Raw genomic sequence first — 21994 nt, 5'->3', positions numbered from 1 at the left:
CTGATGCGCTTTTTGCCATTCCACCTAAAGCCTGTCCCGCCGATTACAAAATAAAAATACGTCCAGATCTCTCCGGACGCAACTCTAAAAGATATGAATGTTTCGCGTGTAACAAGATTAATCGCCAACAATCCCCAAGATTGGACGGTGAACGTCGTTTACCAAGTGAAAATTGACGATTATTGAGGAAGGAAGAAGGAGAACGTCGTACCCTGATCCACTTTGCTGTGCACACTGATCTGGCCGTTGTGAGAATCAATGATGTTCTTTGCAATGGCCAATCCAAGTCCTGTTCCCGACTTCCCGCGTGTTCTTGCTTTGTCCGCCTTATAAAAACGTTCAAATACGAAAGGAAGATCTTCCTCAGGAATGCCTGAACCCGAATCACTGACTTCTACCAGAATACCGCTTTTCGTAGGTTTGTAATTCACAGAGACACTTCCCGTTTCAGGCGTATGCCGTAATGCATTATCGATTAAATTCGTCAGGACCTGTTCAATTCGGTCCGGGTCGATATAAATCTGCTGACTGTTCAATCCCGTTTTATGACCGATAAAGTTCAATCCAATATTTTTTTCCTTTGCGATTCCTTGGAATTTATTCGTCACACGTTCAAGAAACGTTGAAATATCCGACTTCTCTTTCTTTAATGTAATGTGCCCTGCCTCCATACGTGCAAGGTCAAGCAAGTCATTAACGAGTCTGCCCATCCTAAGTGATTCATCGTAAATGATTTTGGCGATTTCCTTTTTCTCTTCTTCGGATTCTGCAATATCATCGATGATGGCCTCGCTGTATCCCTGGAGCATCGCTATCGGTGTGCGGAGCTCGTGTGAAACATTCGCGATGAAATCTTTTCTCAACTTATCGAGACGCCTCTCTTCCGTCATATCCCTGACAACGGCCACTGCTCCCCTGACATATTCTTCATTATATAAAGGGCTTACGATTACTACATATGAGCGCCCCTGGAGGCTCACTTCACCTGTCTGTTCATTCTCCAGGAGGATCACCTGTTCCAAAAGTTCTTTCAGTGTAGTAGGGATGGCTTCCTGCTCATTTCCCTCCTGCTCATAGTACCATTGCTGCAAAAAGCGTTCTGCCGGCGGATTGGTAATCAAGATGGTACCATCCCTGTTAAAAGTGATGACCCCGTCTGCCATACTGCTTAAAATACTTGAAAGCTGCTCTTTCTCTTGGCTTAGGGCATGCATATTATAATTCAGCTGATTACCCATTTGATTGAAAGCCGTGGCCAGTTCACCAATCTCATCATGTGTGAGAATCGGCACCTTCGTCTCAAACCTTCCCCTTGCAACTTCGAATGCAGCCTCACGCATTTTTCTGAGCGGTGCTGTAATCCGGGTAGATAAGAAGAAAGCAAAGATGGTCGTCAAGATGATCGCAATTCCTGCCGCAAGTAAAATCAAACGGGTTGTCTGTCTGGTCGTTTCCTTGATTTCCTCTAAACTTTGAAAAATCAGTACCGCACCTGTTTCATTTCCAATTTGCACCGGCGCACCGACAACCACGATGTTCTCGTACAGGTTCGTTACATATTCACCATCTAAATGCAGCTCCTTGACGAAGGCTTGTTCCTGTTGGAAAACAGCGGTTACTTCTTTCTTATCAAGAATTTCCTGAATAAGCATTCCATGCTCTGCTGTAACATCCTCTGCATAATAAAGCTTATTGCGATTCTCTGCGATAATTAAATTCTGAGGATCATCCACTATTTCTTTAGAAATCTGCATTCCCATACTTAAATCCTGATGACTTTCCACAACAGAGGCAATCTTTTCTGCGGTGTCAGACAAATCGTTCTCAACCTGCTCTAAGTGATAGTTTTGAAAAAATTCAAGCTGTAAAATCGTCAGGATGAAGAGAACGAATGCCACCAGAAGCAGTATAGTGATCCATAGTTTACCTACAACACTGCGCCAAAGCCTCATTCATTATTAACCTCAAATTTATATCCTACTCCCCAGACAGTCACAATCATTTTCGCTGCCTGTTCCGACACTTTATTCAGCTTTTCTCTCAGCCTTTTTACATGTGTGTCCACCGTCCGCAGGTCACCGAAGAAATCGTAATGCCATACCTCTTTCAACAGATGTTCGCGGTCAAAGACTTTATCCGGAGCTTTGGATAGGAAATAAAGCAGTTCGTACTCTTTAGGAGTAAGGTTGACATCTTTTCCATCTGCCGTAACTCTGTGTGCATCATTATCAATTGTAAGATGAGGATAGACAATCATATCCTTCGCCTTGGTGTCGGTATGTATATAACTCGTCTTGGAGGATCTTCTTAAGAGAGCTTTGACCCTGAGGACCACCTCTCTTGGGGAAAACGGTTTCACAATGTAATCATCCGTTCCCACTTCGAAGCCTTGCACCCGGTTTGCTTCCTCACCTTTTGCTGTCAGCATGATCACCGGCGTTGATTTTTTCTGGCGAAGCTCTTTACAAACCTCAATACCATCCATGCCTGGCATCATCAGATCAAGGAGAATGCAGTCATATTCATTATTCAAAGCCAGTTCAAGGGCACTTTCCCCGTCTTCTGCCTCTTCAATTACATAGTTTTCCCTCTCAAGATACATCCTTAGAAGCTTCCTGATACGGTCTTCATCATCAACAATCAATACTTTAACGTCCTGATCCATGTTTTATCCCCCTTTTGGATATGTTTACTCTCTGCTCTTACTCCCTATTTTAATAGAAAAAAGCCTCCACTAAAAGCGGAGGTGACATTTTGCAGCATCTTTTTCAAGAGAAGTGTCAAAAATTTGATGATTTCCTCAAAAAGAATGTGGACCTTCTATTAATTTAGGCGTATGAGTGAAGGCCGGCAATAATTAAGTTAACCGCGATAAGGTTAAACATAATAATGATGAAACCTATCACTGCAAGCCATGCAGACTTTTCTCCATGCCATCCTCTTGAGAGGCGGAAGTGAAGGAAAGCGGCATAGAATAAAAACGTAATAAGAGCCCATACTTCTTTTGGATCCCAGCCCCAGAAACGGCTCCAGGCAATCTGAGCCCATATCATGGCAAAAATCAAACCGCCTAATGTGAATACCGGGAAACCGATTAAAACGGAACGGTAGCCGATTTCATCCATTAGATCAAGATTGACATTTTTTACATATTTCTGAATCCATAGACTGATTTTCTTTCTAGCCGCCAAACGAAGAATCCAGTATATTCCTGTTCCTAGGATAAAGGACCAAATGACAGTATTCAGTTTGCGCGCATTTATGACTGCCGGCATTTCCACAGGAGGTTCCAACCGGTCAACTGTCAGCAGTTCACCTTCATGGGGAGCCACTAGTGCAGGCATAGTGTATTCTTCAAAGGCTTCCTGGCCAGTTTGATTGATATATTGGAATTCTGCACTGTATCCCATTAGGGTGAAAGCTGTAGTGGAGGCAATGAATCCAAGCACGACCACCAATCCATACATCACGCTTTCAAGCCAGAATGATTGTTTCTTATCCTGTTCGTGATTTACCTTTTTCAATAGATAAATCAAACCAGCAACAAAGCTGATGGCCAATATTGCCTCTCCGGCAGCTACTGTTGTAACGTGAATTTTCAGCCAGTCACTTTGCAATGCAGGGATCAATGGGCTGACCTCTCTTGGAAACATGCTCGCGTAAGCAATGACTAAGAGAGCAATCGGCAGCGCAAACAATCCAAGCACAGTTGATTGATATAGAAAGTAAATAATAATGAATGCTCCAATCAACATCATTCCGAAAAACGTAGTAAACTCGAACAAGTTGCTGACCGGTGCATGTCCGGCAGCAATCCAGCGGGTGAAGAAGTATCCCAACTGTGCAGCAAAACCGATCAATGTAAGTCCCATACCAATTTTGCCCCAGCGGTTTACACCTTTATTTTTATTATTTTTATCACGAATTGAACCGCCAAAGAAGAGAGTGGCAATTAGGTAAAGAATAAAAGATATATATAACAGATTACTACTCCATTGTGCCAAATCCATATCAGGAATTCCTCCTTTTACAAGCAGCGGCTCCTATTTCACCGGCAGCCGCTTTAGTTTTTAAATTTAATTCAAGTTTCTTTCCCATCAATTTCCTGCTGATCTTTCGGTTCATCAATACCCGTTCCATCAAGGACGAAATTGATTTCTTTTTTCAATCCATGCCAGTTTTTATTGGTATGACCGGCAACAATCAACCTGCCGCTGTTCGATTTGCGGACCCAGATCCTTCTATGATTCCAATATGCGCCTTGAACCACTCCGATCATGAATATAGCACCGCCAATTCCTATCACCCAAAGGGTCAAGTCCTTTCTGACCGTCAATGCTGACACATCACGTGTTTCCAATCCGGCAAAATTCATCTTGTAGATGTTCTCTCCCAGAGGCTCCAGATTCTGCTGGATGCCTACAAAGCTGATTTCTCCATCTGGCTTTTCAGGTGAAAACATTTTAAAGAGGAACGCAGGGTTATTCGGCAGCGGAGATTTGGTCTGCGGTTCTCCTTTTTCATCAAACCCTGAAAAGTCCGGGTAGTAACCCATCAATTCTACCTTTCTGCCATCTTCAAGCTCATATATTTCCTTAGGGTCGAAAAGATCTACAGTGAATTGTCCGAATTTTTCTTCAGTCGATTTATTCGAGAGTGTGAAAGACATTGCTTTAAACTCATCTAATTGATAACTCGTCTGATATATCGCATAATTATCGAATTTTAAAGGCTGGTTAACCTGGATCGCTTTTTCTTTTTCTTTTTGCATTTCAACCTTTTGACCAGGAATATCTGACTGCTCTGCATGATAAAGTACAACGTCTGTCTGATAATTTTTAGCAACTTGACCAGCATTGTCCAATGCTTCGCTAAAAACCTCTTTATCTTTGTTTTTATCATACATCTCGAGGGTGAAGTTTTTGTTTTCCAGATAATACTCCTTATTGGTACCAGGAATCGCCTTGGTTTCTCCTTCTCTTATCCACAGCACCTCATCAACATACATGCCCGGAACAAATCTAAGCATCGCACCGATCAAGAAGATAATCAAGCCTACATGGTTAACATATGGACCCCATCGCGAAAATCTTCCTTTTTCTGCGAGCAGACTGCCGTTTTCTTCACGTACCTTGTATCTTTTTTCTTCCATATTTTTTCTGATTTGCTGCAGCGTGGTTCCGGTTTCTGGAACTTCAGTTTCACTGTAAAGCCTTTGTCTTTTAAGGAACCCTTCATGCCTTGATACTCTTTGCTTTTTCAATGCTCTATAAAGCGGGATAAACCTGTCCAAACTTGCAATCACAAGTGAAATCCCTATAGAAGCGATCATCAGCAAGAACCACCAGGAACCATAAAGATTATGAAACCCAAGAGTATAATAGAGTTCGCCGAACCACCCGTATACCTCTCCATAGTATTCTTCTGCAGGCATTGTATTTGGAATGTAAAATTCCTGGGGCAGGATTGTCCCCACTGCCGAAGAAATCAAAGTAATCAGTATCAGCCAGATTCCCACTTTTACCGATGAAAAGAAATTCCAGATTTTATCCACTATTGATTTATTATAGGTTTGTGAACGCCGGGCACTTCCTTCATATCTCATATCATGGAGCTTGTCTTGTTTCGCTTCTTCTGTCAAAGCCCTTCCACATGATTCACAAAGGATCGTTCCATGCGGATTTACATGACCACATTCACATTTGATTTCCTTCATGCTAAAACTCCTCATTCATTAGGCCGGTAATCTATTATTTGTTATGCCGGCTCACTGTTAATTAGGTTGGATGCTTTCCATATGCAGTTTAATATCTGCTTCTTTCATCTCACCTGTAATGATTTGCTCTATCTTTCCTTCTGGATTGACAAGGAATGTAGCAGGCAAGGGTTTAATTCCGTATGCGTTTTGAACATCCTTCTCGGAATCTACTACAACAGGAAAAGTCAGGCTATGTTCTTCAATGAACTTGTTAACCAGAAAATCTGATTCGCCCACATTTACAGCTAAAATTTGTACACCCCTATCCTTAAAGGCTTGATACTGATTTTCCATATAAGGCATTTCTTTTTCGCAAGGCTTGCACCACGTACCCCAGAAGTTGAGGAAAACCCCTTGCCCTCTGTAGTCTGACAATCGGTGTGTGTTGCCTTCCATATCCTGCAGGACAAAATCAGGTGCCATGTCTCCGGCTTTCAGGACTCCTCTGTCATCCTTCGTAAAATTTGCATATAAGGTATAAATGACTGCTGCAGCCAGCACAATCAGAATGATCGTCCTGATAAGCAAGCGGCGCTTCTTTTTATCCATTCTTTATTGCCTCCTTGCATATAACAGTTTTTACTGCAAACGAAAGGGGACAATGTGATTGTCCCTTTGTTTGGTTTATATATTCTCATCTATTATAGCATTTTTGTTTTTTCTTCATGAGGCTGATTTTGAATGAAGTGTGACACTTTTTCCAAATCTGCATGCAGCCCTATAACAAGTTGCCCGTTTCAGCAAGAGCCCTCAGCTGCTTTACTTCATGAGGAGAAAGTTCTCTTGATTCACCGGCATTCAAGCCGTGAAGATCCAAAAATGCAAATCGTTCACGCTTCAGTTTTTGCACCTGATAGCCAATTGCTTCAAACATCCTTTTCACCTGTCTGTTTTTACCTTCGTGAATCGTGATTTCTACAATGGATTTGTCCTGTTTTTTCTCTATCTTCAGGACCTTCACTTTCGCAGGAGCCGTTTTTCCGTCTTCAAGCATGATGCCTTTCTCCAGTTCCTTCAGTTTGAACTTTGGAGGAATGCCTTTCAACCGCGCCACATATGTTTTGTCAATATTGTAACGAGGATGAGTCAAAAGGTTGGCGAATTCTCCGTCATTTGTCAGGAGGATAAGGCCCGATGTATCATAGTCAAGTCTTCCTACAGGATAAATCCTTTCCTGGATATACGGGAAGAAGTCTGTCACCACTTTACGATCCTTGTCATCTGTTACCGCTGAAATGACACCTCTTGGTTTATAGAGGAGATAGTATACTTTGTTTTCTCTTTCAATTTGGATGCCGTTCACTTCGATTTTATCCGTGCCCGATACTTTTGTTCCTAATTCTTTTTCTGTTTTCCCGTTTACTTTTACTTTTCCTTCTAAAATCAGTTCTTCCGCTTTTCTTCTTGAAGCTACACCTGCGTGAGCAATAACTTTCTGTAATCGTTCCATATTATTTCACCTCTTAAGTAAGTACGTGTTTCATTCCAATATGATGCTATCCAGAGTTCTATAATTTAAAAGTCCGTTAATACAATCATTCAGTTGAAATTCTTTCACATGAATGAATTATTACATAAAGACTCGAAAATGCAAAGGGATTGTCCTTTATTAGTATTGGTAACTCAAGGGTTTTTAAAAACATTTTATTGATATATTTATAAGAAGTGTCGCCTAGTCTTGTTACTATAGAAAGGTGGTAGAATTAATTTCCGCTCCAGGTGCGTGACTCCGCGGAGCGGACGGTGAATTAAAAAGCAGAAGCGGCCGTTCAGCGACGTACAGATTTTAGGGCTCTTGCATGAGATAAAGGAATCACGAAGAGCGGAGCGATTCGATGATGACTTATCGGAAGGAGAGAGACCGAAATCTGCTAGTCGCTGGCCGCTGGAGCTAGATTGGCCTCCTCGGCTTCGCCTGTATAAAAAGTGGAAGCGCCCTGTTCAGCCCCGACAGGCAAATGTTCCTCAGCGAAAAAAAGGTGACTTTCCTTTTATTCGCTGAGGGTTATTTGACCCCGAGGGGCTGGGCGCTGCAACTGGATTGGGGGTCTCACCTGTCATCAAAAGTGGAAGCGTCCTGGTCAGACCCGACAGGCAAATGTTCCTGAGAGAAAAAAAGGCGATCTTCCCTTTTATTCTCTCAGGGTTATTTGACCCCGAGGGGCTGGGCGCTGGAACTAGACGCCACGCTCATCCCGCAGGAGGTCACACACCTTCCGCTTCAATCTCTACTATCGAAGGAAGTACCAGTTATTAAGATAACATGAGAAACTTTGTAGTATTAGTCAAATATGTACTGTAGGTTCCCCTCTCCAGTTCACCAGCCAATCAGCCCAACAACAAAAATACCAGGGGACTTACCCCCTGGCATTCTATCACTAATATATGAATATCTCTAACTACATGGTTAATTATTGGTAATACCAAAGACATCTTAAAGTGAATAGTGGAACTTCAGCGTGTACCGCTTCCATCATTAAATTGAGGAAACATGGTAAGTGCAGCGGGGCTGATGTGGAGACAACTATCCAAGTCCCCCAAACCGCTAAACGTATGCTTCATTGTACCCTGCTCCAGATAACGCAACTCTCCCCATTATTCCAAAAAAATCCGCCTTACGAAAACATAAGGGTCACGATGACGATGGCGGAAATGATTCCGATCAGGTCTGCAAGCAGTCCTACTTTCAGGGCATCCCCCATTTTTTTGATTCCGACAGCACCAAAATATACTGTTAATACATAAAAGGTGGTATCGGTGCTTCCTTGCAGGACGGAAGCCAGTCTTCCGATAAAAGAATCAGGACCATGTGTTGCCAGTAGATCACTCACCATTCCAAGGGCTGCGGTACCGGAAATTGGCCTTATGACCGCCAATGGTACGATGTCGGCAGGTATACCTACTGCATGCAGCACCGGCTCCATCAACGAAACGAAGAATTCCAATGCTCCAGATGCCCTGAAGACGGTGATGGCAACCAGCATCCCGATCAAGAAAGGAATGATCGATACTGCAATCTTTATCCCCTCTTTCCCCCCATCAACGAAGCTCTCATAGGTGGGAACCTTTTTATATGTTCCATAAATCAGAATGACCCCAATCAGCATTGGAATCAGCCATAACGAAATAGTCGATATTACCTGCATATCACTTCACTCCATTGCGGATTCTTCTGTGATAAAAATAACGGTCAATCAGAATTGCCCCCACGGTTGAAAGAAAAGTCGCCACAAGAGTCGGGCCAACAATTTCTGTAGGTGAGACAGAATCATAATTCATCCTGATGGCTATGACGGTAGTTGGGATAATGGTCAAACTGGATGTGTTGATAGCCAGGAAGGTTATCATTGACCGGCTCGCATAATCCCTCCCGCCATTCAATTCTTTAAGCTGTTCCATCGCTTTGATTCCTAAAGGGGTTGCCGCATTTCCAAGCCCGAACATATTCGCCATCATATTTGAAAGAATGTACCCCATGGCAGGGTGGTCTGCAGGAACTTCAGGAAACAGTCTTTTGACAATCGGGCGGAACAAGTAGGAAAGCTTGTCAAGGAGCCCTGAATCCTGGGCAATCCTCATGATTCCAAGCCAGAAGACGAGGATACTGACAAGCCCGATACATAGGGTGACTGCTTCATTAGCAGACTGAAAAATCGCTTCATTCACTTCCTGCATTTTGCCGTTAACTGCTGCAAAAATCAGGCCAATGATTGTCATGCCCACCCAAATATAGTTAACCATCCGTTTTCACTCCGAGCACCGAAATGAAAGATTGTTTCCAGAACATCCACCAGCTTTTCTTCTTTGTCACTTTTTCCTGGCTATAAAACAGCGGGACGGCATCGGCTTCTTTTTCATTCATATAAATTACAGCCTTACCAACCACGTCGGGAACCGCTCCATCTCTCCAGGAATCCTCAGGCTTCATGAGTTTATATTCAACCCGTACACTTTCTTCTTCCTCTTTTGTTAATGTCAGCAAAACATCTCTTTTGATATAAACTTTATTTTTGTAAAATTCATCCTCGATTTTTTTTACGTTTCCTTCGGGTACTGCTATTACGGTATCAAAGTTTTTAAAGCCGAATTCAAACATCTGAATATGGTCATTCCAGTCATCAGGCCCATTGAGAGTAACGGCAATCAGATTTTGCTCCCCTTTGGTAGCTGTCGTGACCAATGTTCTCTTTGCTCGCTTGGTATAACCTGTCTTACCGCCAGTGCAGTACTTATATAGTTCGGTCAAAAGTCGATTCTTGTTTTTCCATTTCCTGTCCCAATCATGTTCGGGATCAGGTGATGTATGCACTTTTGTTCCGGCCACTTCCTTATATTTTTCGTTTTGCATAGCGTACTTTGTCAACAATGCCATATCGAAGGCAGTCGAATAATGATCCTCATGATCATCCAGGCCATGCGGGTTGGCAAAATGTGTATTTCGCATCCCGATCTCTTCCGCTTTCTTATTCATCAGAAAGATAAAACCGTCCAGGCTGCCGCCGACGTGTTCGGCAATAGCAACTGCCGAGTCATTTCCTGATCGAAGCATCAAACCGTATACAAGGTCTTCAAGCTTGATCTTCTCGCCTGGCTTTAAGTAAATCGAAGAACCTTCTGCTTTTACAGCATTATTGCTGACTTTAACCGTTTCTTCCAGCTTTCCACTTTCAATGGCTAAGATTGCTGTCATGATCTTTGTAATACTGGCGATCCTGCTTGGGGTATGTGCATCTTTTTCATACAGGACCCTTCCCGTATCCTGATCTATGACAATCGCCCTCTGAGCACTGACTGAAGGCGCCGCTTCGGCTGTTCCACTTAAAGAAGAAAAAATGACCGAAAATATGAACACCGTATATATGTAGGCTCTTATTCTCCTTTTCTTCATAGACATCTACTCCCTTTCCTTGTCCAAAGGTGTTTGTACAAGTCTATGCAGGGCAGGACTAATTATGATTTAAAACCGTTGATTTCGTTTGTAGTATGTTCTGCTTTTGGATAATACCAGTCTTCAGGTAAACAATCATGTTGAAAGCGGAGAGCCTTCAGCAATATTTGGGGAAGGTTTCCTGTTCTCCCTCACTGCAGACATCCCTCTTGTTCGATATATTAACTTGAGCAACTTCATTTTTATGGCCGGGCGTCTATTCTTACGTCATTTCAACTAGCGACAACTTCAGATGTCTCAAAAAAGATTCTTTTCCTGCTTCATTTCAAGTCCAACACTTTTGATGTCCTAAAAGCACTCCTTTTCCTACATCATTTCGACCACAGACAACTTTTGATGTCTTAAAAGAGCTTCTTTCCCTCATAATCTAAGTACAACCAACTTTAATGCCGTTATGATCATTCAGTTCTATTTCAAGGAACGGTTCATTTTTATACTACTGAAAATCAGGCTCTATCAATCTCTTTTTATAACCACCCAACAGAAAGAGACCGTGTATCTCAGACCCAACAAAAAAACAGCAAATGACAAGGTCATTTACTGTTTTCCGGGCTTCAGCCCCGTGATTGTGTAATTTTGGTTCGAAAATCTGTTTCGTAATATTCCAGCTCTTCTCTGACTTGCTGAAAGCCGCTCTCGGCTGCAGCCATCAGTTTAACTATACTCTCCGGCAATTCCTGGCGAAACAAGATTGAGTTCTTCCCAGTATATGCTGACCGGCTGTCTTCATACCACAAGTCATAACGGGGAGAAAAAAACTCTTCTATACACTGATGATAGACTTTATAAAGGGTTTTTTCTGCTGCACCCTTGATGAATGGTTCATTTTGCATAACGACAAGGCATGAATCCAAGCCTTCTTCGCAATAAACAAGGAGCCTTCTTAGATTTGAGAGAACACCTTCGTAGTACGCTCTATCCCCATTCTTTTCTTGAAGCAGCTGTTCAATGGTAATGTTGTTCAAGTAGCTTTCCAGGTTTGTAACTGTTTTTTCAAGAAACGTATGTACTTCTTCGACTTGTGATTTGACGATAGGGTTGCTCATAGAATCCCTCCATACCATTTATTCAGTTTTTCATTGCCAACCGTGTTTTTTCCTTCCCCTATCATTTCTATGACGAAAAGTGATTTCGATTACTTCAGGGGAAGTAATTTTTGAACTTTCAGAAAACAAACATTGTAGAAAAAGCTGATCTGGGAGAAAAACAGCTGTCTCCATTGATCAGCTTATATTAATATTAACACAAAGTCAGGACTGAGAATCCAATGTTTCCTGAAATTTTTCAAAAAACAAATCGGCATCCTCCGACATAAACTCCTCGTCAATATTATCCGGCAGCGGTGGAAGCTCGCTAATATCTTTCAGGCCGAAATAATCCAGGAACTCCTTTGTTGTTCCATATAATATGGCTCTTCCTGTTCCTTCTGCCCTGCCAACTGCCTTTATCAGCCCTTTGGAAGCAAGGGTACTTAGAGGTCTCTCGGTTTTGACTCCCCTGATTTCCTCTATATCGGCTCTTGTAATCGGCTGTTTATATGCAACGATCGCAAGAGTCTCCAGCGCAGCCTGCGACAAAGAGTTAACATTTGGGGACTCAACAAGCTTCTTTAAGTACGGGGCATGCTCTTTTTTCGTTACTAACTGGTAAGTACCTGCCAGCTCAATGAGCGAAATCCCCCTGCTTTTATCATTGTGATATTCAGCAAAAAGGCCTTCTATTATTTCCAATGCCTGATGTTCTTCAACATCTAACACTGCGCAGACTTGTTTCAGAGAAAGCCCTTCATCTCCTGCTGCAAACAGTAAGCTTTCCAGTATGCCCTTCCAATTAATGATTTCCAACAAGTTCTGCCTCCTCTGCTGACTGAACAGTAAAGTCGTCAAAGTTTTGGTCCTGTCTGACGATGATCTGCTTTCTTTTCATGAGCTCCAGGACAGCCAGGAATGTTACTACAAGATGTTCCCTGTCTTCATAGTCGAACAAAGAGAAAAATCTTTGCTTCTTCCGTGTTCCTTTTAAATGGACCATAATTTCATCCATTCTTTTTTCAATCGGAATTTCCTGTCTCGATATTTTTGTTGTGACAGGTTTTTGCAATTTTTTCCGGCGCAGCAATTTATTAAAAGCACCGAGCATATCATAAATCGTCACATCATGATCCAGTTGTCCTGTTACCTTCTCATCTGCAAATTGAGATAAATCACTCGGCGGCTTTGTGTACATTTGCCCTCTTTCTTCTTCCCGGCTTTTCAACTCTTCAGCCGCTTCCTTATACTTTTTATACTCTATCAAGCGGTCTACCAGTTCATCCCTGGGATCCTCTTCTATTTCAAAATCCGCTTCATCTTCAATTTCTTCATGCTTGGGCAGGAGCATCTTACTCTTGATTGCCAGCAGAGTAGCTGCCATGACAAGATATTCACTTGCCACATCAAGCTCCAATTCTTTCATTGTATGTATATAAAGCAAGTATTGCTCTGTAATTTGAGCCATCGGAATGTCATAAATATCTATTTCCAATGAATGAATCAAATGCAAAAGCAGATCCAAAGGACCTTCAAAGGCATCAATTTTCACGTTATATTCCATAATAATATCACCAATTCTTTTAAGTGCGCATTTTTAGACTAACTATTAGTATAGTAGATAATAAGACATTCTCCAATAGTAAATTTAGGATTATCGTTTTCTTCCTAAAGGCAGAATATGATAAAATCATGAAGAAAGGGTGATACATGACGATGAAATACCCGAAAGATTATCTCGATTTCATTACACACTTTCATTGCGACCGGGACTATTTTGAATGCCATGAAGTACTGGAAGAGTATTGGAAGGAGACAGACCCTGGAAACCGAAATTCTGTATGGGTAGGTCTTATACAAATGGCTGTGGGATTTTATCATTATAGAAGGGGCAATCGAAAAGGAGCTGAAAGGATTCTTAACAAAGGAAAAAGAATTCTTAAACAGCACTCTCAGGCGTTGGAAGACTTAGGGATTGCTCCAGCTAACCTCCAATTAATCCTAGAGGAAACGCTTGAGAACATTCATTCCGGAAGTGAGTATCAAAGTGTCAACCTTCCTCTTAACAAGGAGCTCCAGGCATACCTTGATTCCTCATGCATGAATATTGAAAAACAGGAAATCATTCCCCCTTCAATCATTCATCGCCATTCCCTTCGAGACCGCACAGAAGTGATCAGATCGAGGGAGGAAGCGTTACTCTTGAGGCAAAAGCAAAAAGACTGACAGATTCAGCAGAAAATGTCAGTCTTTTGTTATGATCTATACTATTTAATTTCTTCTTCCTTATTATCCAAATCGCATTTTTCAAAAAATGCTGCGGTATGGTCATTCGGCTTTAATACTTTATTCGAATAAATATCACTTAAGGTTCTAAGCATCGCTTTCCCTATCCCCTCATGGCGGTGCGAAGGATTAACTGATATATGTCTTACTTCAATCGCATCTTCTTCAATCACGACACCAATTAAGCCGACAATATCTTCGTCTTTCCACAGAAATAACTGCCAGTCATCTTCCTGCTCATAATTCAGCATTGTCTGCTGCAGCTTTTTCAATTCCTTTTCCTGCGGCATAAAAGACAGCAACCCCATAGCAATTTTCTCAAAAGCTTTTTTGTAACGTATAAGCATAAAAGACCCCTCGTTATAATTTGTGCCTTACCTGCACAATGTTTTATATTCTTTCCGTAATCATGTTAACCGTTATTATCTTACTAAAATTGAGCGAAAGATTCAACATTATTCGCATCTATGCGGCAAAACAGCCTCGCCACTAACTTGCGAAAAACATCCAATAAATCACGCCCCACCCCATTGACAGAATTAAAAGCAGGATGAATAACAGTATATTTTTGTTTCTCATAATCGTGCAGCTCCTTTGTCAGATGGCATCTGTTCGATAAGTGGTTTCGCCCGGAAAAGTAGGTTTGATTCCACTTTAATCAACCTCACTACAACACAGGAAGGTGCGGGAAATCCGACTTTCTACTCCCAAAATGTTTTTATGTAAGGCTCTTTTCGTAAACTTTGTTGCTATAATATCCCCGTAAGCCAGGAAGAAAAGAGCTACTCTCCCTGTTCAGAGAGAAAACACCTTGTAACCAGGGGAAAAATCCGGCACTAGGGATTTTTCTGAAAACAACAATCTATATGAAAACAACCTTATGTAAAAAGGATTAAAAAAGACAGACACACTTAGTGTCCGCCTCTACTATAAAATATTAATCATTAAGTGACAAGTCCAGTTTGAGTAGATCTTCAAAGCTCTCTCTTCTCACAACAAGCTTAGTTTTCCCGTTCTCCACGAAAACCACGGGCGGTCTTGGAATCCTGTTATAATTATTCGCCATCGAATAACCATATGCACCTGTACAGAATACAGCCAGGATATCTCCCTGTGAAGATTCAGGCAGCGGAAGGTCCCAGATTAACATATCTCCGGATTCACAGCATTTGCCTGCAATAGAGACCGTTTCATGAACCGGCTGACCAGCTTTATTTGCCAATATTGCTTCATACTTGGCTTCATAAAGCGCGGGACGGATATTATCACTCATTCCTCCGTCAACAGCGAGGTATTTCCTGATGTTCGGCACCTCTTTGGCTGACCCAACGCTGTATAGAGTTGTCCCGGCATCACCAACAAGGGAACGGCCAGGTTCAATCCAGATCTCCGGCATATCCAGGTTAAATTCTTCCGCTTTCTTTTTCACTTCCGAAATAATCTCCTCGACATATTGAGACGGAGCAATCGGATCATCTTCAGCAGTGTACCGGATTCCAAAGCCTCCGCCAAGGTTCAACACCTCAGCAACATACCCATGTTTATCTTTCCAGTCTGCAAGTTTCCCGATGATCTTGCTTGCAGCGAGTACAAACCCAGTTGTTTCAAAGATCTGTGAACCAATATGGCAATGCAGTCCCAGTACGTTCAGATGGGCAGATTTCACGCCTCTCAATAGGGCCTCCTCAGTCTGTCCGTTTTCCAGGCCAAATCCAAATTTAGAGTCCTCTTGCCCTGTCAGAATATAGTCATGTGTATGGGCCTCGATTCCAGGCGTCACCCTGATCAGGATATCCATACTTTGTCCCATATCCTTACAGACATCTTCCAATAGCTGTAATTCATAGAAGTTATCGACAACGATACAGCCGATATTATGTTCCAGAGCCATTCGAAGCTCTTCTTCACTCTTATTGTTTCCATGAAAATGGATTCGCTCTGCCGGGAAACCTGCTTTCACAGCCGTGAAAAGTTCTCCCCCTGATACGACATCCAATGACAGTCCTTCTTCGTTCATAAGCTGAAAAATCGCAACAGATGAGAAGGCTTTGCTCGCATAGGCCACCTGTGCCTTGATCCCCAGGTTTTCAAATGTATTCTTAAAGCCTCTCGCTCTTTCCCTGATTAATTCAACATCATAAATATACAGAGGTGTTCCGTATTCTTTCGCCAATTCAACAGTATCGACTCCCCCGATTTCAAGGTGATCCAGGCCGTTGATTCTGGCTGTTCCATTTAAATGCATTCTTCTCATCCCTTTGACAACTTTATCGCTTTAGTAATTTAAAGTAAATTTATCACAGAATGAGGCCTGTTGCAATCCTAACGGGACTTAACGGGCTGTTTATATTTGTTTCTGGGCTGGACAATACTCGGTCTGATTTTAGACCCAGGCATTGAGCGTCTGATAATGATTTGTATAAAGGCCGCTGGACTGAACGGGATAAACGGCCACAGATACGGCGTATTCAGAGACCGAATACTGATTAGAAGCAGAAGCAGCACGGTCGTTCCAACCATGAGTCCCGGGATATGGAACAATGCAACTGATAGGAGCAGCCCAACTCTGAAGAGCTTATTGGCTACGCTCAATTCATAACTCGGTGTAGAGAATGTCCCTATAGCCGCTACGGAGACATACAAAATGACTTCAGGGACAAAGAGTCCGACATCTATGGCGATTTGTCCAATCAATACTGCTGCGATTAACCCCATTGCCGTGGACAGCGGTGTCGGGGTATGTATGGCGGCAAGCCTTAGAAATTCTATACCCAGATCGGCCATTAACAACTGTACGATGACTGGGATATTGGTCTCCTCATTTGGCCCGATAAACTCCAGCTGCGGAGGCAGCAATGAAGGGTCGAGAACAAATAAATACCAGAGCGGCAGTAAAAATAAGCTGGCAAGCAATCCGAAATACCTTGCCCATCTGACGAATGTACCGACTGCAGGAGACTGCCGGTATTCTTCAGCATGCTGCATATGATGAAAGAAAGTTGTCGGCGTTATGATGACACTTGGGGATGTATCGACAAATATGAGTACATGCCCTTCAAGTAAATGAGTTGCGCCGATATCCGCCCTTTCTGTGTAACGAACAAGAGGGTATGGATTGTACCCCTGCTTAACAAGAAACTCTTCCACCGTTTTATCCGCCATTGTCAAGCCATCGATTTTAATACTCTTCAGTTCCTTTTTGATGACTTTAATGAGTGAGGGATTAGCTACATCCTCAATGTAGGCTATCGATATATCCGTTTTGGACCGTTCGCCTATCCTGAATATTTCGAACCTCAGGCGCGGATCTCTGATTCTTCTTCTGGTCAATGCGGTGTTGACAATGATATTTTCCACATAGCCATCACGTGAACCCCGGACAACTTTTTCTGTATCCGGTTCTTGCGGTTGTCTGCCAGGATAGCTTCGAACATCCACGATCAGCGCTTCTTGTGTACCTTCGACCACAAACGCAATCAAACCGGACAAAACCTCATCCACCATTTCTTCAACCGTTGTGACAGGCTGGACCGACTGGTGAGGGATTCGATTTTGCACAATCTCATAAAGCTTTGAGGACAGGCGTTCATGATCATTGACCTCAACAAGATCCTCAACGATCCTCATGATAAACTGGGTATCACACAGGCCGTTAACATAATAGAAATGGACATCTTTCTTCAGGATTTTCAGCTTTCTCACACCAAGATCAAAGCTGGTATTCAATCCCGTTGTTTCAATCATTAATTTTTCAAGTTTACCAAGGTCTTCCGGGATAGGTGTCTTTTCTCTTTCATTACTTGGCATGGTAACCGCTCCTTTCAAGTATGATTTCAATTGCCTTTTTTGTTATAGGAGCTCCCCGAGAAAAATGGTCTTTTTTTGCCATTTTCCCAATATCTCCAATTCCGACCACAATCGGCAGGTTTAATTGGTCCAGGCAGTACACTGTATCACCATTAAGCCGCCCCACTTCATTTTCAGGAACACCAAACTTATCCACCCCATAGGGAGTCAGCTCACCGAACTTATCTACACAAACATCAACCTTTGTCCATTCAGCCTGTCGCGTCTTGGAAGCTACAGCAATAGCCCCTAGAATCTTGAATTCTTTACATCCGGCAACATATTTCATAGCAGTCTCTCCGCTGCCTTCTCCCAGGAAGCCGCTGTCATCGAACATCACAAATACCAAATCTCCCTTGGCCTTTTTAATCAACTCCACAAGTTCCCTGCCTTTAAGAACCGAAGGGTTACCCTGGGATCTGGAAATGCACCTCGCGCCGTATCCCTTTGCCGCCGCCTCGACTGCTCTTCTGGCATATTCATCTCCATCTGTAATGAGTATTACATTTTTCTTGTCTGCCATAAGAGTTCTCCTTTCAAGGTTTATAGGCGAACAAAGTAGATCCAGTGAAATAACGAACCAAGCACTTTCCCAAAAACAATAGCCATCAAAAGAGTGATGATTCGGTCATTAATTCCAATCCTTTTAGTGAGAATGGGCAAAACATTTAACACTTCGGTCAAGCCTGCCGCAAGCATCCCGACAAAGATCCCGCTCATCAAGCCGACTGGAACAAGAAGATACGGTGAAAACCCAAGAGAAAATTCATTTAGACTGAAGATGCTTCCAACAGTTGCCCCCAATACTATCGCCCACTCGTAATAATGAATCATCTTCATCGTCTTGGTTAACTGTGTTAAACGGGGAATGATCCCCAGTACCGTCAAGAAAGCCACAAAACCCGAACCAACCGCAAGTCCCCCCGCTAACCCAACAAAACATAACCATAGGATGTTAATCGTCATCCAGGTGCTTCATGCTTTCTTTATTTTCATGCATCGTCACATAGCGATCGAGGTCCTGCTGATAGTTGAACATTTCTACTTCAAGAGGGCTGGGCTCTTCATTGATCCGCTTCCGGAATACATGGTTGAAAAATAAGATCATCCCTAATCCCAAACCAAAGGAATAAGGAACCTGAAACAATAACGGGTGAGGATCTTCCTTCCCTGTCACCATGAGGTACAGCCGCTGATGTACCTCCCGCATGCTGACATCTTCATGAAAATTCATGATGGCCAAAGCAGCACCAATAAACAAAAGGAGCCAGACACCTGCAAAAAGCGCGGGTGAAACTTTCTTTCGCTTATACACCACTTCTACGATCGTCTGAGAAGGGCCAATCGTCTGAACATCTGCATCAGGAAGCACAGCCTTTATCTGCGAAATCACTCTCATAAGATCCAGAATGATAATGTTCTTATCCTCTTTGGTAACCTTATGGAGAACAATCTTTCTAATGGCCTGAAGATAATGTTCAGGGGCGATAATCTGGGCAGTATTTTCAAGCAGGATACTGCTTTCCGGTCTTACTTGCAGACTGTGCCTAAGCCGAATATATACTGAACCTTCCATCCTACTCACTTCCTGGTCAACATTATTTTCCTGCTTGTATAAATAGTATGGATTTCAGACAAAAATTTCATGAAGCCAATAATTGCTAACTAATTGAAAGATGTGGATTAGCTGGGTTTCAGCGCAAATGGCCTTAATTGGGGGAGATATAAAATTGTTAGAGGAGAGATTTTAACAACCAATAAAGGATCACTTATATGGGGGAGAGTTTGAGAAACACTGGAAGGCAGTTTTGGCAGAGTCTGTATGTTCAATATCAAAAAAAGGGGCGAGGTGCAACAAATCATTTCCTAGTCAGTTCAACTTTGGTGTCCTAACCTTGTTTCATACATCATTCCTAGACTTCTCCGATTTGATGCTCTAATTACCCTGGATTCCTACATCATTCCTTCACTTCTCCGATTTGATGCTCTAATTACCCCTGCACTACTACATCATTCCTACACTTCTTCGATGTGATGCTCTAATTACCCCTGCATTCCTACATCATTCCTTCACTTCCCCGATTTGATGCTCTAATTACGCCTGGATTCCTACATCATTCCTTCACTTCCCCGATTTGATGCTCTAATTACGCCTGGATTCCTACATCATTCCTTCACTTCCCCGATTTGATGCTCTAATTACCCCTGCATTCCTACATCATTCCTTCACTTCTCCGATTTGATGATCTAATTACCCTGGATTTCTACATCATTCCTTCACTTCTCCGATTTGATGCTCTAATTACCCTGGATTCCTACATCATTCCTTCACTTCTCCGATTTGATGCTCTAATTACCCCTGCACTCCTACATCATTCCTACACTTCTTCGATTTGATGATCTAATGACCCTGGATTCCTACCTCTAAAAAACACACCAACGAATTCTGGCCTAGCACCTTAGAGGCCCATCCATATTTCTTACACAATCAAAAAGCAAACCGCCAGCGCGGTTTGCTTTTTCTAAGTCAGATTCAGTTTTTCTTTCATGTTATGAAGGATCTTTTTTTCGAGCCTCGAGACCTGAACTTGGGATATTCCAAGCCTGTCGGCGACTTCCGACTGGGTCTGGTCCTTGTAGTAGCGGAGGTAGACAATCAGCCGCTCTCTTTCGTCCAGTTCCCTGATGGCTTCCTTCAAAGCGATTTTGTCAAACCATTTCTGGTCTGAAGTGTCGGAAATCTGGTCAAGAAGTGTAATTGGATCACCGTCATTTTCATATACGGTTTCGTGAATCGAGGACGGTGACCTGCTCGCTTCCTGTGCCATCACGACTTCCTCTGGTGACAGTTCAAGATGGGCTGCAATTTCATTAACGGTCGGGACTCTTCCAAAGGTTTTTGACAATTCGTCTTTTGCCCTTCGGATCCGATTGCCCATTTCCTTTAAAGATCTGCTTACTTTCACAGTCCCGTCGTCCCTGATAAATCTTTGGATTTCGCCGATGATCATGGGCACCGCATAAGTTGAAAACTTAACGTCGTACGACAAGTCAAATTTGTCAACTGATTTCAGCAGTCCGATACATCCGATCTGAAACAGGTCGTCAGGTTCATACCCTCGGTTCAAAAACCGCTGAACGACCGACCATACCAGCCTCATATTTTTTTGAACGATGGTATCCCTGGCTGACTGGTCACCTTCCTGGCTTCGTTTTATGAGCTCTTTAACTTCTGTATCTTTTAAAAAGCTCTGCTCTTTGTCCTTCTTAACTTCCACATCCATAAGCATGGCTCCTTAATTGCATAGCGCTTTACTGTTAGCTAAATGCTTTTTTAAACGAACGGTTGTGCCTGCTCCCGGTTGCGAATTCACTTCAATTTCATCCATAAAGTTTTCCATTATCGTAAAGCCCATTCCCGAACGTTCCAGTTCAGGTTTGGTTGTAAATAACGGCTGCCGCGCTTCCTCTACATCCTGGATGCCGACCCCATCATCTCTGATCTCCAAGTCGATAAACCCATCTTCCATCTTGACCGAGATATAGACAAAACAATTGGGATTGTTATCATAGCCATGGATAATGGCATTCGTCACTGCCTCTGAAACCACGGTTTTGATTTCCGTTAATTCGTCCATCGTTGGATCAAGCTGCGCGATAAATGAAGCCACAGTAACACGTGCAAACGATTCATTTTGGCTCACAGCACTGAATTGAATGTTCATTTCATTTTTCATGTTTATGCAACCCCCAAACTTTGTAATGCGTTTTCTTCAGACGGCTCTAAACGAATGATTTTGAAAAGACCTGACATTTCAAATAATCGTTTGACTGCCGGGGAAATTGCACAAACAACCATCTCTCCATGCTTTTGCTTAATTTGTTTATATCTCCCTAAAATCACACCAAGTCCCGAGCTGTCCATAAATCCAAGGGCTTCCAAGTTCAGTACGATGTGCTTGATTCCATACTCTTCAATCAACTGAGAGGCTTGCTGCCTCAACTGTTCTGCTGTGTGATGATCCAGTTCTCCGCTAAGACGAATGCAAAGAACATCACTTTTTACTTCTAGACCAATAGTAAGACTCACTATTCACAGGCCTCCTTCTCTGTCGTATAGTGAGTCAA

General features: G+C 42.6%; 22 protein-coding genes. 1 reads left to right on the top strand and 21 read right to left on the bottom strand.

Annotated elements, in window-relative coordinates; all coding sequences use genetic code 11:
- Positions 1 to 179 precede the first annotated feature (179 nt).
- From BSG1_RS09085 to BSG1_RS09030, 12 genes are all read right to left on the bottom strand, one after another.
- Entirely contained in the window at positions 180 to 1952 is a 1773-nt protein-coding gene (locus tag BSG1_RS09085; RefSeq protein WP_006836713.1) for an ATP-binding protein, read from the bottom strand.
- Positions 1949 to 2665, bottom strand: a complete 717-nt coding sequence (locus BSG1_RS09080; protein WP_006836712.1) for a response regulator transcription factor — start codon at positions 2663 to 2665, stop codon at positions 1949 to 1951. Before BSG1_RS09080 ends, BSG1_RS09085 begins: the two co-directional genes overlap by 4 nt.
- 163 nt (positions 2666 to 2828) lie before the next feature.
- Positions 2829 to 4004 (bottom strand): c-type cytochrome biogenesis protein CcsB, encoded by a 1176-nt coding sequence (ccsB, locus tag BSG1_RS09075; protein ID WP_006836711.1) that lies wholly within the window; start codon positions 4002 to 4004, stop codon positions 2829 to 2831.
- Between the two features lie 77 nt (positions 4005 to 4081).
- A complete protein-coding gene (resB, locus tag BSG1_RS09070; protein ID WP_006836710.1) occupies positions 4082 to 5716 on the bottom strand; it encodes a cytochrome c biogenesis protein ResB in 1635 nt (544 codons plus the stop codon).
- 57 nt (positions 5717 to 5773) lie between these two features.
- Positions 5774 to 6307 (bottom strand): thiol-disulfide oxidoreductase ResA, encoded by a 534-nt coding sequence (gene resA, locus BSG1_RS09065; RefSeq protein WP_006836709.1) that lies wholly within the window; start codon positions 6305 to 6307, stop codon positions 5774 to 5776.
- A gap of 169 nt (positions 6308 to 6476) precedes the next feature.
- Positions 6477 to 7208: a pseudouridine synthase gene (locus tag BSG1_RS09060; RefSeq protein ID WP_006836708.1), complete on the bottom strand. Its 732-nt coding sequence runs from the start codon at positions 7206 to 7208 to the stop codon at positions 6477 to 6479.
- Positions 7209 to 8373: 1165 nt separating this feature from the next.
- Entirely contained in the window at positions 8374 to 8904 is a 531-nt protein-coding gene (locus tag BSG1_RS09055) for a spore maturation protein (protein WP_044022661.1), read from the bottom strand.
- 1 nt (position 8905) lies between these two features.
- Positions 8906 to 9499, bottom strand: coding sequence for a nucleoside recognition domain-containing protein (locus BSG1_RS09050; RefSeq protein WP_006836704.1), 594 nt, complete (start codon positions 9497 to 9499; stop codon positions 8906 to 8908).
- The gene (locus tag BSG1_RS09045; RefSeq protein ID WP_006836703.1) at positions 9492 to 10646 is read right to left on the bottom strand and encodes a D-alanyl-D-alanine carboxypeptidase family protein; all 1155 of its coding nucleotides are present in this window, start codon (positions 10644 to 10646) and stop codon (positions 9492 to 9494) included. Before BSG1_RS09045 ends, BSG1_RS09050 begins: the two co-directional genes overlap by 8 nt.
- Before the next feature lie 614 nt (positions 10647 to 11260).
- Positions 11261 to 11752, bottom strand: a complete 492-nt coding sequence (locus BSG1_RS09040; protein WP_044022659.1) for a YpuI family protein — start codon at positions 11750 to 11752, stop codon at positions 11261 to 11263.
- Positions 11753 to 11956: 204 nt separating this feature from the next.
- Positions 11957 to 12550, bottom strand: a complete 594-nt coding sequence (gene scpB / locus BSG1_RS09035; RefSeq protein ID WP_006836700.1) for an SMC-Scp complex subunit ScpB — start codon at positions 12548 to 12550, stop codon at positions 11957 to 11959.
- Positions 12537 to 13298 (bottom strand): segregation/condensation protein A, encoded by a 762-nt coding sequence (locus BSG1_RS09030; RefSeq protein WP_006836699.1) that lies wholly within the window; start codon positions 13296 to 13298, stop codon positions 12537 to 12539. Before BSG1_RS09030 ends, scpB begins: the two co-directional genes overlap by 14 nt.
- Before the next feature lie 152 nt (positions 13299 to 13450).
- On the opposite strand from BSG1_RS09030, the gene BSG1_RS09025 reads away from it, so the two are divergent.
- Positions 13451 to 13960, top strand: a complete 510-nt coding sequence (locus BSG1_RS09025) for a DUF309 domain-containing protein (RefSeq protein ID WP_044022658.1) — start codon at positions 13451 to 13453, stop codon at positions 13958 to 13960.
- Positions 13961 to 14001: 41 nt separating this feature from the next.
- Here the strand turns inward: BSG1_RS09025 and BSG1_RS09020 are convergent, their stop codons facing one another.
- The 9 genes from BSG1_RS09020 to spoIIAA all read right to left on the bottom strand — a co-directional run bounded on the left by BSG1_RS09020 (position 14002) and on the right by spoIIAA (position 21956).
- Positions 14002 to 14367, bottom strand: a complete 366-nt coding sequence (locus BSG1_RS09020; protein WP_006836697.1) for a GNAT family N-acetyltransferase — start codon at positions 14365 to 14367, stop codon at positions 14002 to 14004.
- Positions 14368 to 14957: 590 nt separating this feature from the next.
- Positions 14958 to 16265, bottom strand: coding sequence for a diaminopimelate decarboxylase (gene lysA / locus BSG1_RS09015; protein WP_006836696.1), 1308 nt, complete (start codon positions 16263 to 16265; stop codon positions 14958 to 14960).
- 77 nt (positions 16266 to 16342) lie between these two features.
- The gene (locus BSG1_RS09010) at positions 16343 to 17827 is read right to left on the bottom strand and encodes a spore germination protein (protein WP_006836695.1); all 1485 of its coding nucleotides are present in this window, start codon (positions 17825 to 17827) and stop codon (positions 16343 to 16345) included.
- On the bottom strand, positions 17817 to 18389 hold the full coding sequence (locus BSG1_RS09005) for a stage V sporulation protein AE (protein ID WP_006836694.1): 573 nt from the start codon (positions 18387 to 18389) through the stop codon (positions 17817 to 17819). The genes BSG1_RS09010 and BSG1_RS09005 overlap by 11 nt, the downstream gene beginning before the upstream one ends.
- A gap of 20 nt (positions 18390 to 18409) precedes the next feature.
- Positions 18410 to 18832 carry a stage V sporulation protein AB gene (locus tag BSG1_RS09000; protein ID WP_006836693.1) on the bottom strand — a complete coding sequence of 141 codons (423 nt, stop codon included), beginning with the start codon at positions 18830 to 18832 and terminating at the stop codon, positions 18410 to 18412.
- Entirely contained in the window at positions 18822 to 19442 is a 621-nt protein-coding gene (locus tag BSG1_RS08995; protein WP_006836692.1) for a stage V sporulation protein AA, read from the bottom strand. Before BSG1_RS08995 ends, BSG1_RS09000 begins: the two co-directional genes overlap by 11 nt.
- A 946-nt stretch (positions 19443 to 20388) precedes the next feature.
- On the bottom strand, positions 20389 to 21150 hold the full coding sequence (sigF, locus tag BSG1_RS08990; protein WP_006836691.1) for an RNA polymerase sporulation sigma factor SigF: 762 nt from the start codon (positions 21148 to 21150) through the stop codon (positions 20389 to 20391).
- Between the two features lie 12 nt (positions 21151 to 21162).
- Positions 21163 to 21603 (bottom strand): anti-sigma F factor, encoded by a 441-nt coding sequence (gene spoIIAB / locus BSG1_RS08985; protein WP_006836690.1) that lies wholly within the window; start codon positions 21601 to 21603, stop codon positions 21163 to 21165.
- A 2-nt stretch (positions 21604 to 21605) separates the two neighbouring features.
- Complete coding sequence (spoIIAA, locus tag BSG1_RS08980) at positions 21606 to 21956, bottom strand: anti-sigma F factor antagonist (protein ID WP_006836689.1); 351 nt, start codon at positions 21954 to 21956, stop codon at positions 21606 to 21608.
- Between the last annotated feature and the right edge of the window lie 38 nt (positions 21957 to 21994).

The organism is Bacillus sp. SG-1 (assembly GCF_000181495.1).
In the GTDB taxonomy this organism is placed as follows: Bacteria; Bacillota; Bacilli; order Bacillales; family Bacillaceae_B; genus Rossellomorea.
Note: the sequence above shows the minus strand (reverse complement) of the source record. Positions and strands in the feature narration are given on the sequence as shown.

Bases quoted from the DNA above. Each gene is read 5' to 3' on its own strand.
- BSG1_RS09050 (WP_006836704.1), bottom strand. From the start codon at position 9,499: ATGGTTAACTATATTTGGGTGGGCATGACAATCATTGGCCTGATTTTT.
- BSG1_RS09060 (WP_006836708.1), bottom strand. From the start codon at position 7,208: ATGGAACGATTACAGAAAGTTATTGCTCACGCAGGTGTAGCTTCAAGA.
- BSG1_RS09085 (WP_006836713.1), bottom strand. From the start codon at position 1,952: ATGAGGCTTTGGCGCAGTGTTGTAGGTAAACTATGGATCACTATACTG.
- BSG1_RS09080 (WP_006836712.1), bottom strand. From the start codon at position 2,665: ATGGATCAGGACGTTAAAGTATTGATTGTTGATGATGAAGACCGTATC.
- BSG1_RS09000 (WP_006836693.1), bottom strand. From the start codon at position 18,832: ATGACGATTAACATCCTATGGTTATGTTTTGTTGGGTTAGCGGGGGGA.
- BSG1_RS09040 (WP_044022659.1), bottom strand. From the start codon at position 11,752: ATGAGCAACCCTATCGTCAAATCACAAGTCGAAGAAGTACATACGTTT.
- BSG1_RS09055 (WP_044022661.1), bottom strand. From the start codon at position 8,904: ATGCAGGTAATATCGACTATTTCGTTATGGCTGATTCCAATGCTGATT.
- lysA (WP_006836696.1), bottom strand. From the start codon at position 16,265: ATGCATTTAAATGGAACAGCCAGAATCAACGGCCTGGATCACCTTGAA.
- sigF (WP_006836691.1), bottom strand. From the start codon at position 21,150: ATGGATGTGGAAGTTAAGAAGGACAAAGAGCAGAGCTTTTTAAAAGAT.
- BSG1_RS09030 (WP_006836699.1), bottom strand. From the start codon at position 13,298: ATGGAATATAACGTGAAAATTGATGCCTTTGAAGGTCCTTTGGATCTG.
- BSG1_RS09010 (WP_006836695.1), bottom strand. From the start codon at position 17,827: ATGCCAAGTAATGAAAGAGAAAAGACACCTATCCCGGAAGACCTTGGT.
- BSG1_RS09045 (WP_006836703.1), bottom strand. From the start codon at position 10,646: ATGAAGAAAAGGAGAATAAGAGCCTACATATATACGGTGTTCATATTT.
- spoIIAB (WP_006836690.1), bottom strand. From the start codon at position 21,603: ATGAAAAATGAAATGAACATTCAATTCAGTGCTGTGAGCCAAAATGAA.
- BSG1_RS09020 (WP_006836697.1), bottom strand. From the start codon at position 14,367: ATGCTTATACGTTACAAAAAAGCTTTTGAGAAAATTGCTATGGGGTTG.
- resA (WP_006836709.1), bottom strand. From the start codon at position 6,307: ATGGATAAAAAGAAGCGCCGCTTGCTTATCAGGACGATCATTCTGATT.
- BSG1_RS09005 (WP_006836694.1), bottom strand. From the start codon at position 18,389: ATGGCAGACAAGAAAAATGTAATACTCATTACAGATGGAGATGAATAT.
- BSG1_RS08995 (WP_006836692.1), bottom strand. From the start codon at position 19,442: ATGGAAGGTTCAGTATATATTCGGCTTAGGCACAGTCTGCAAGTAAGA.
- resB (WP_006836710.1), bottom strand. From the start codon at position 5,716: ATGAAGGAAATCAAATGTGAATGTGGTCATGTAAATCCGCATGGAACG.
- BSG1_RS09025 (WP_044022658.1), top strand. From the start codon at position 13,451: ATGAAATACCCGAAAGATTATCTCGATTTCATTACACACTTTCATTGC.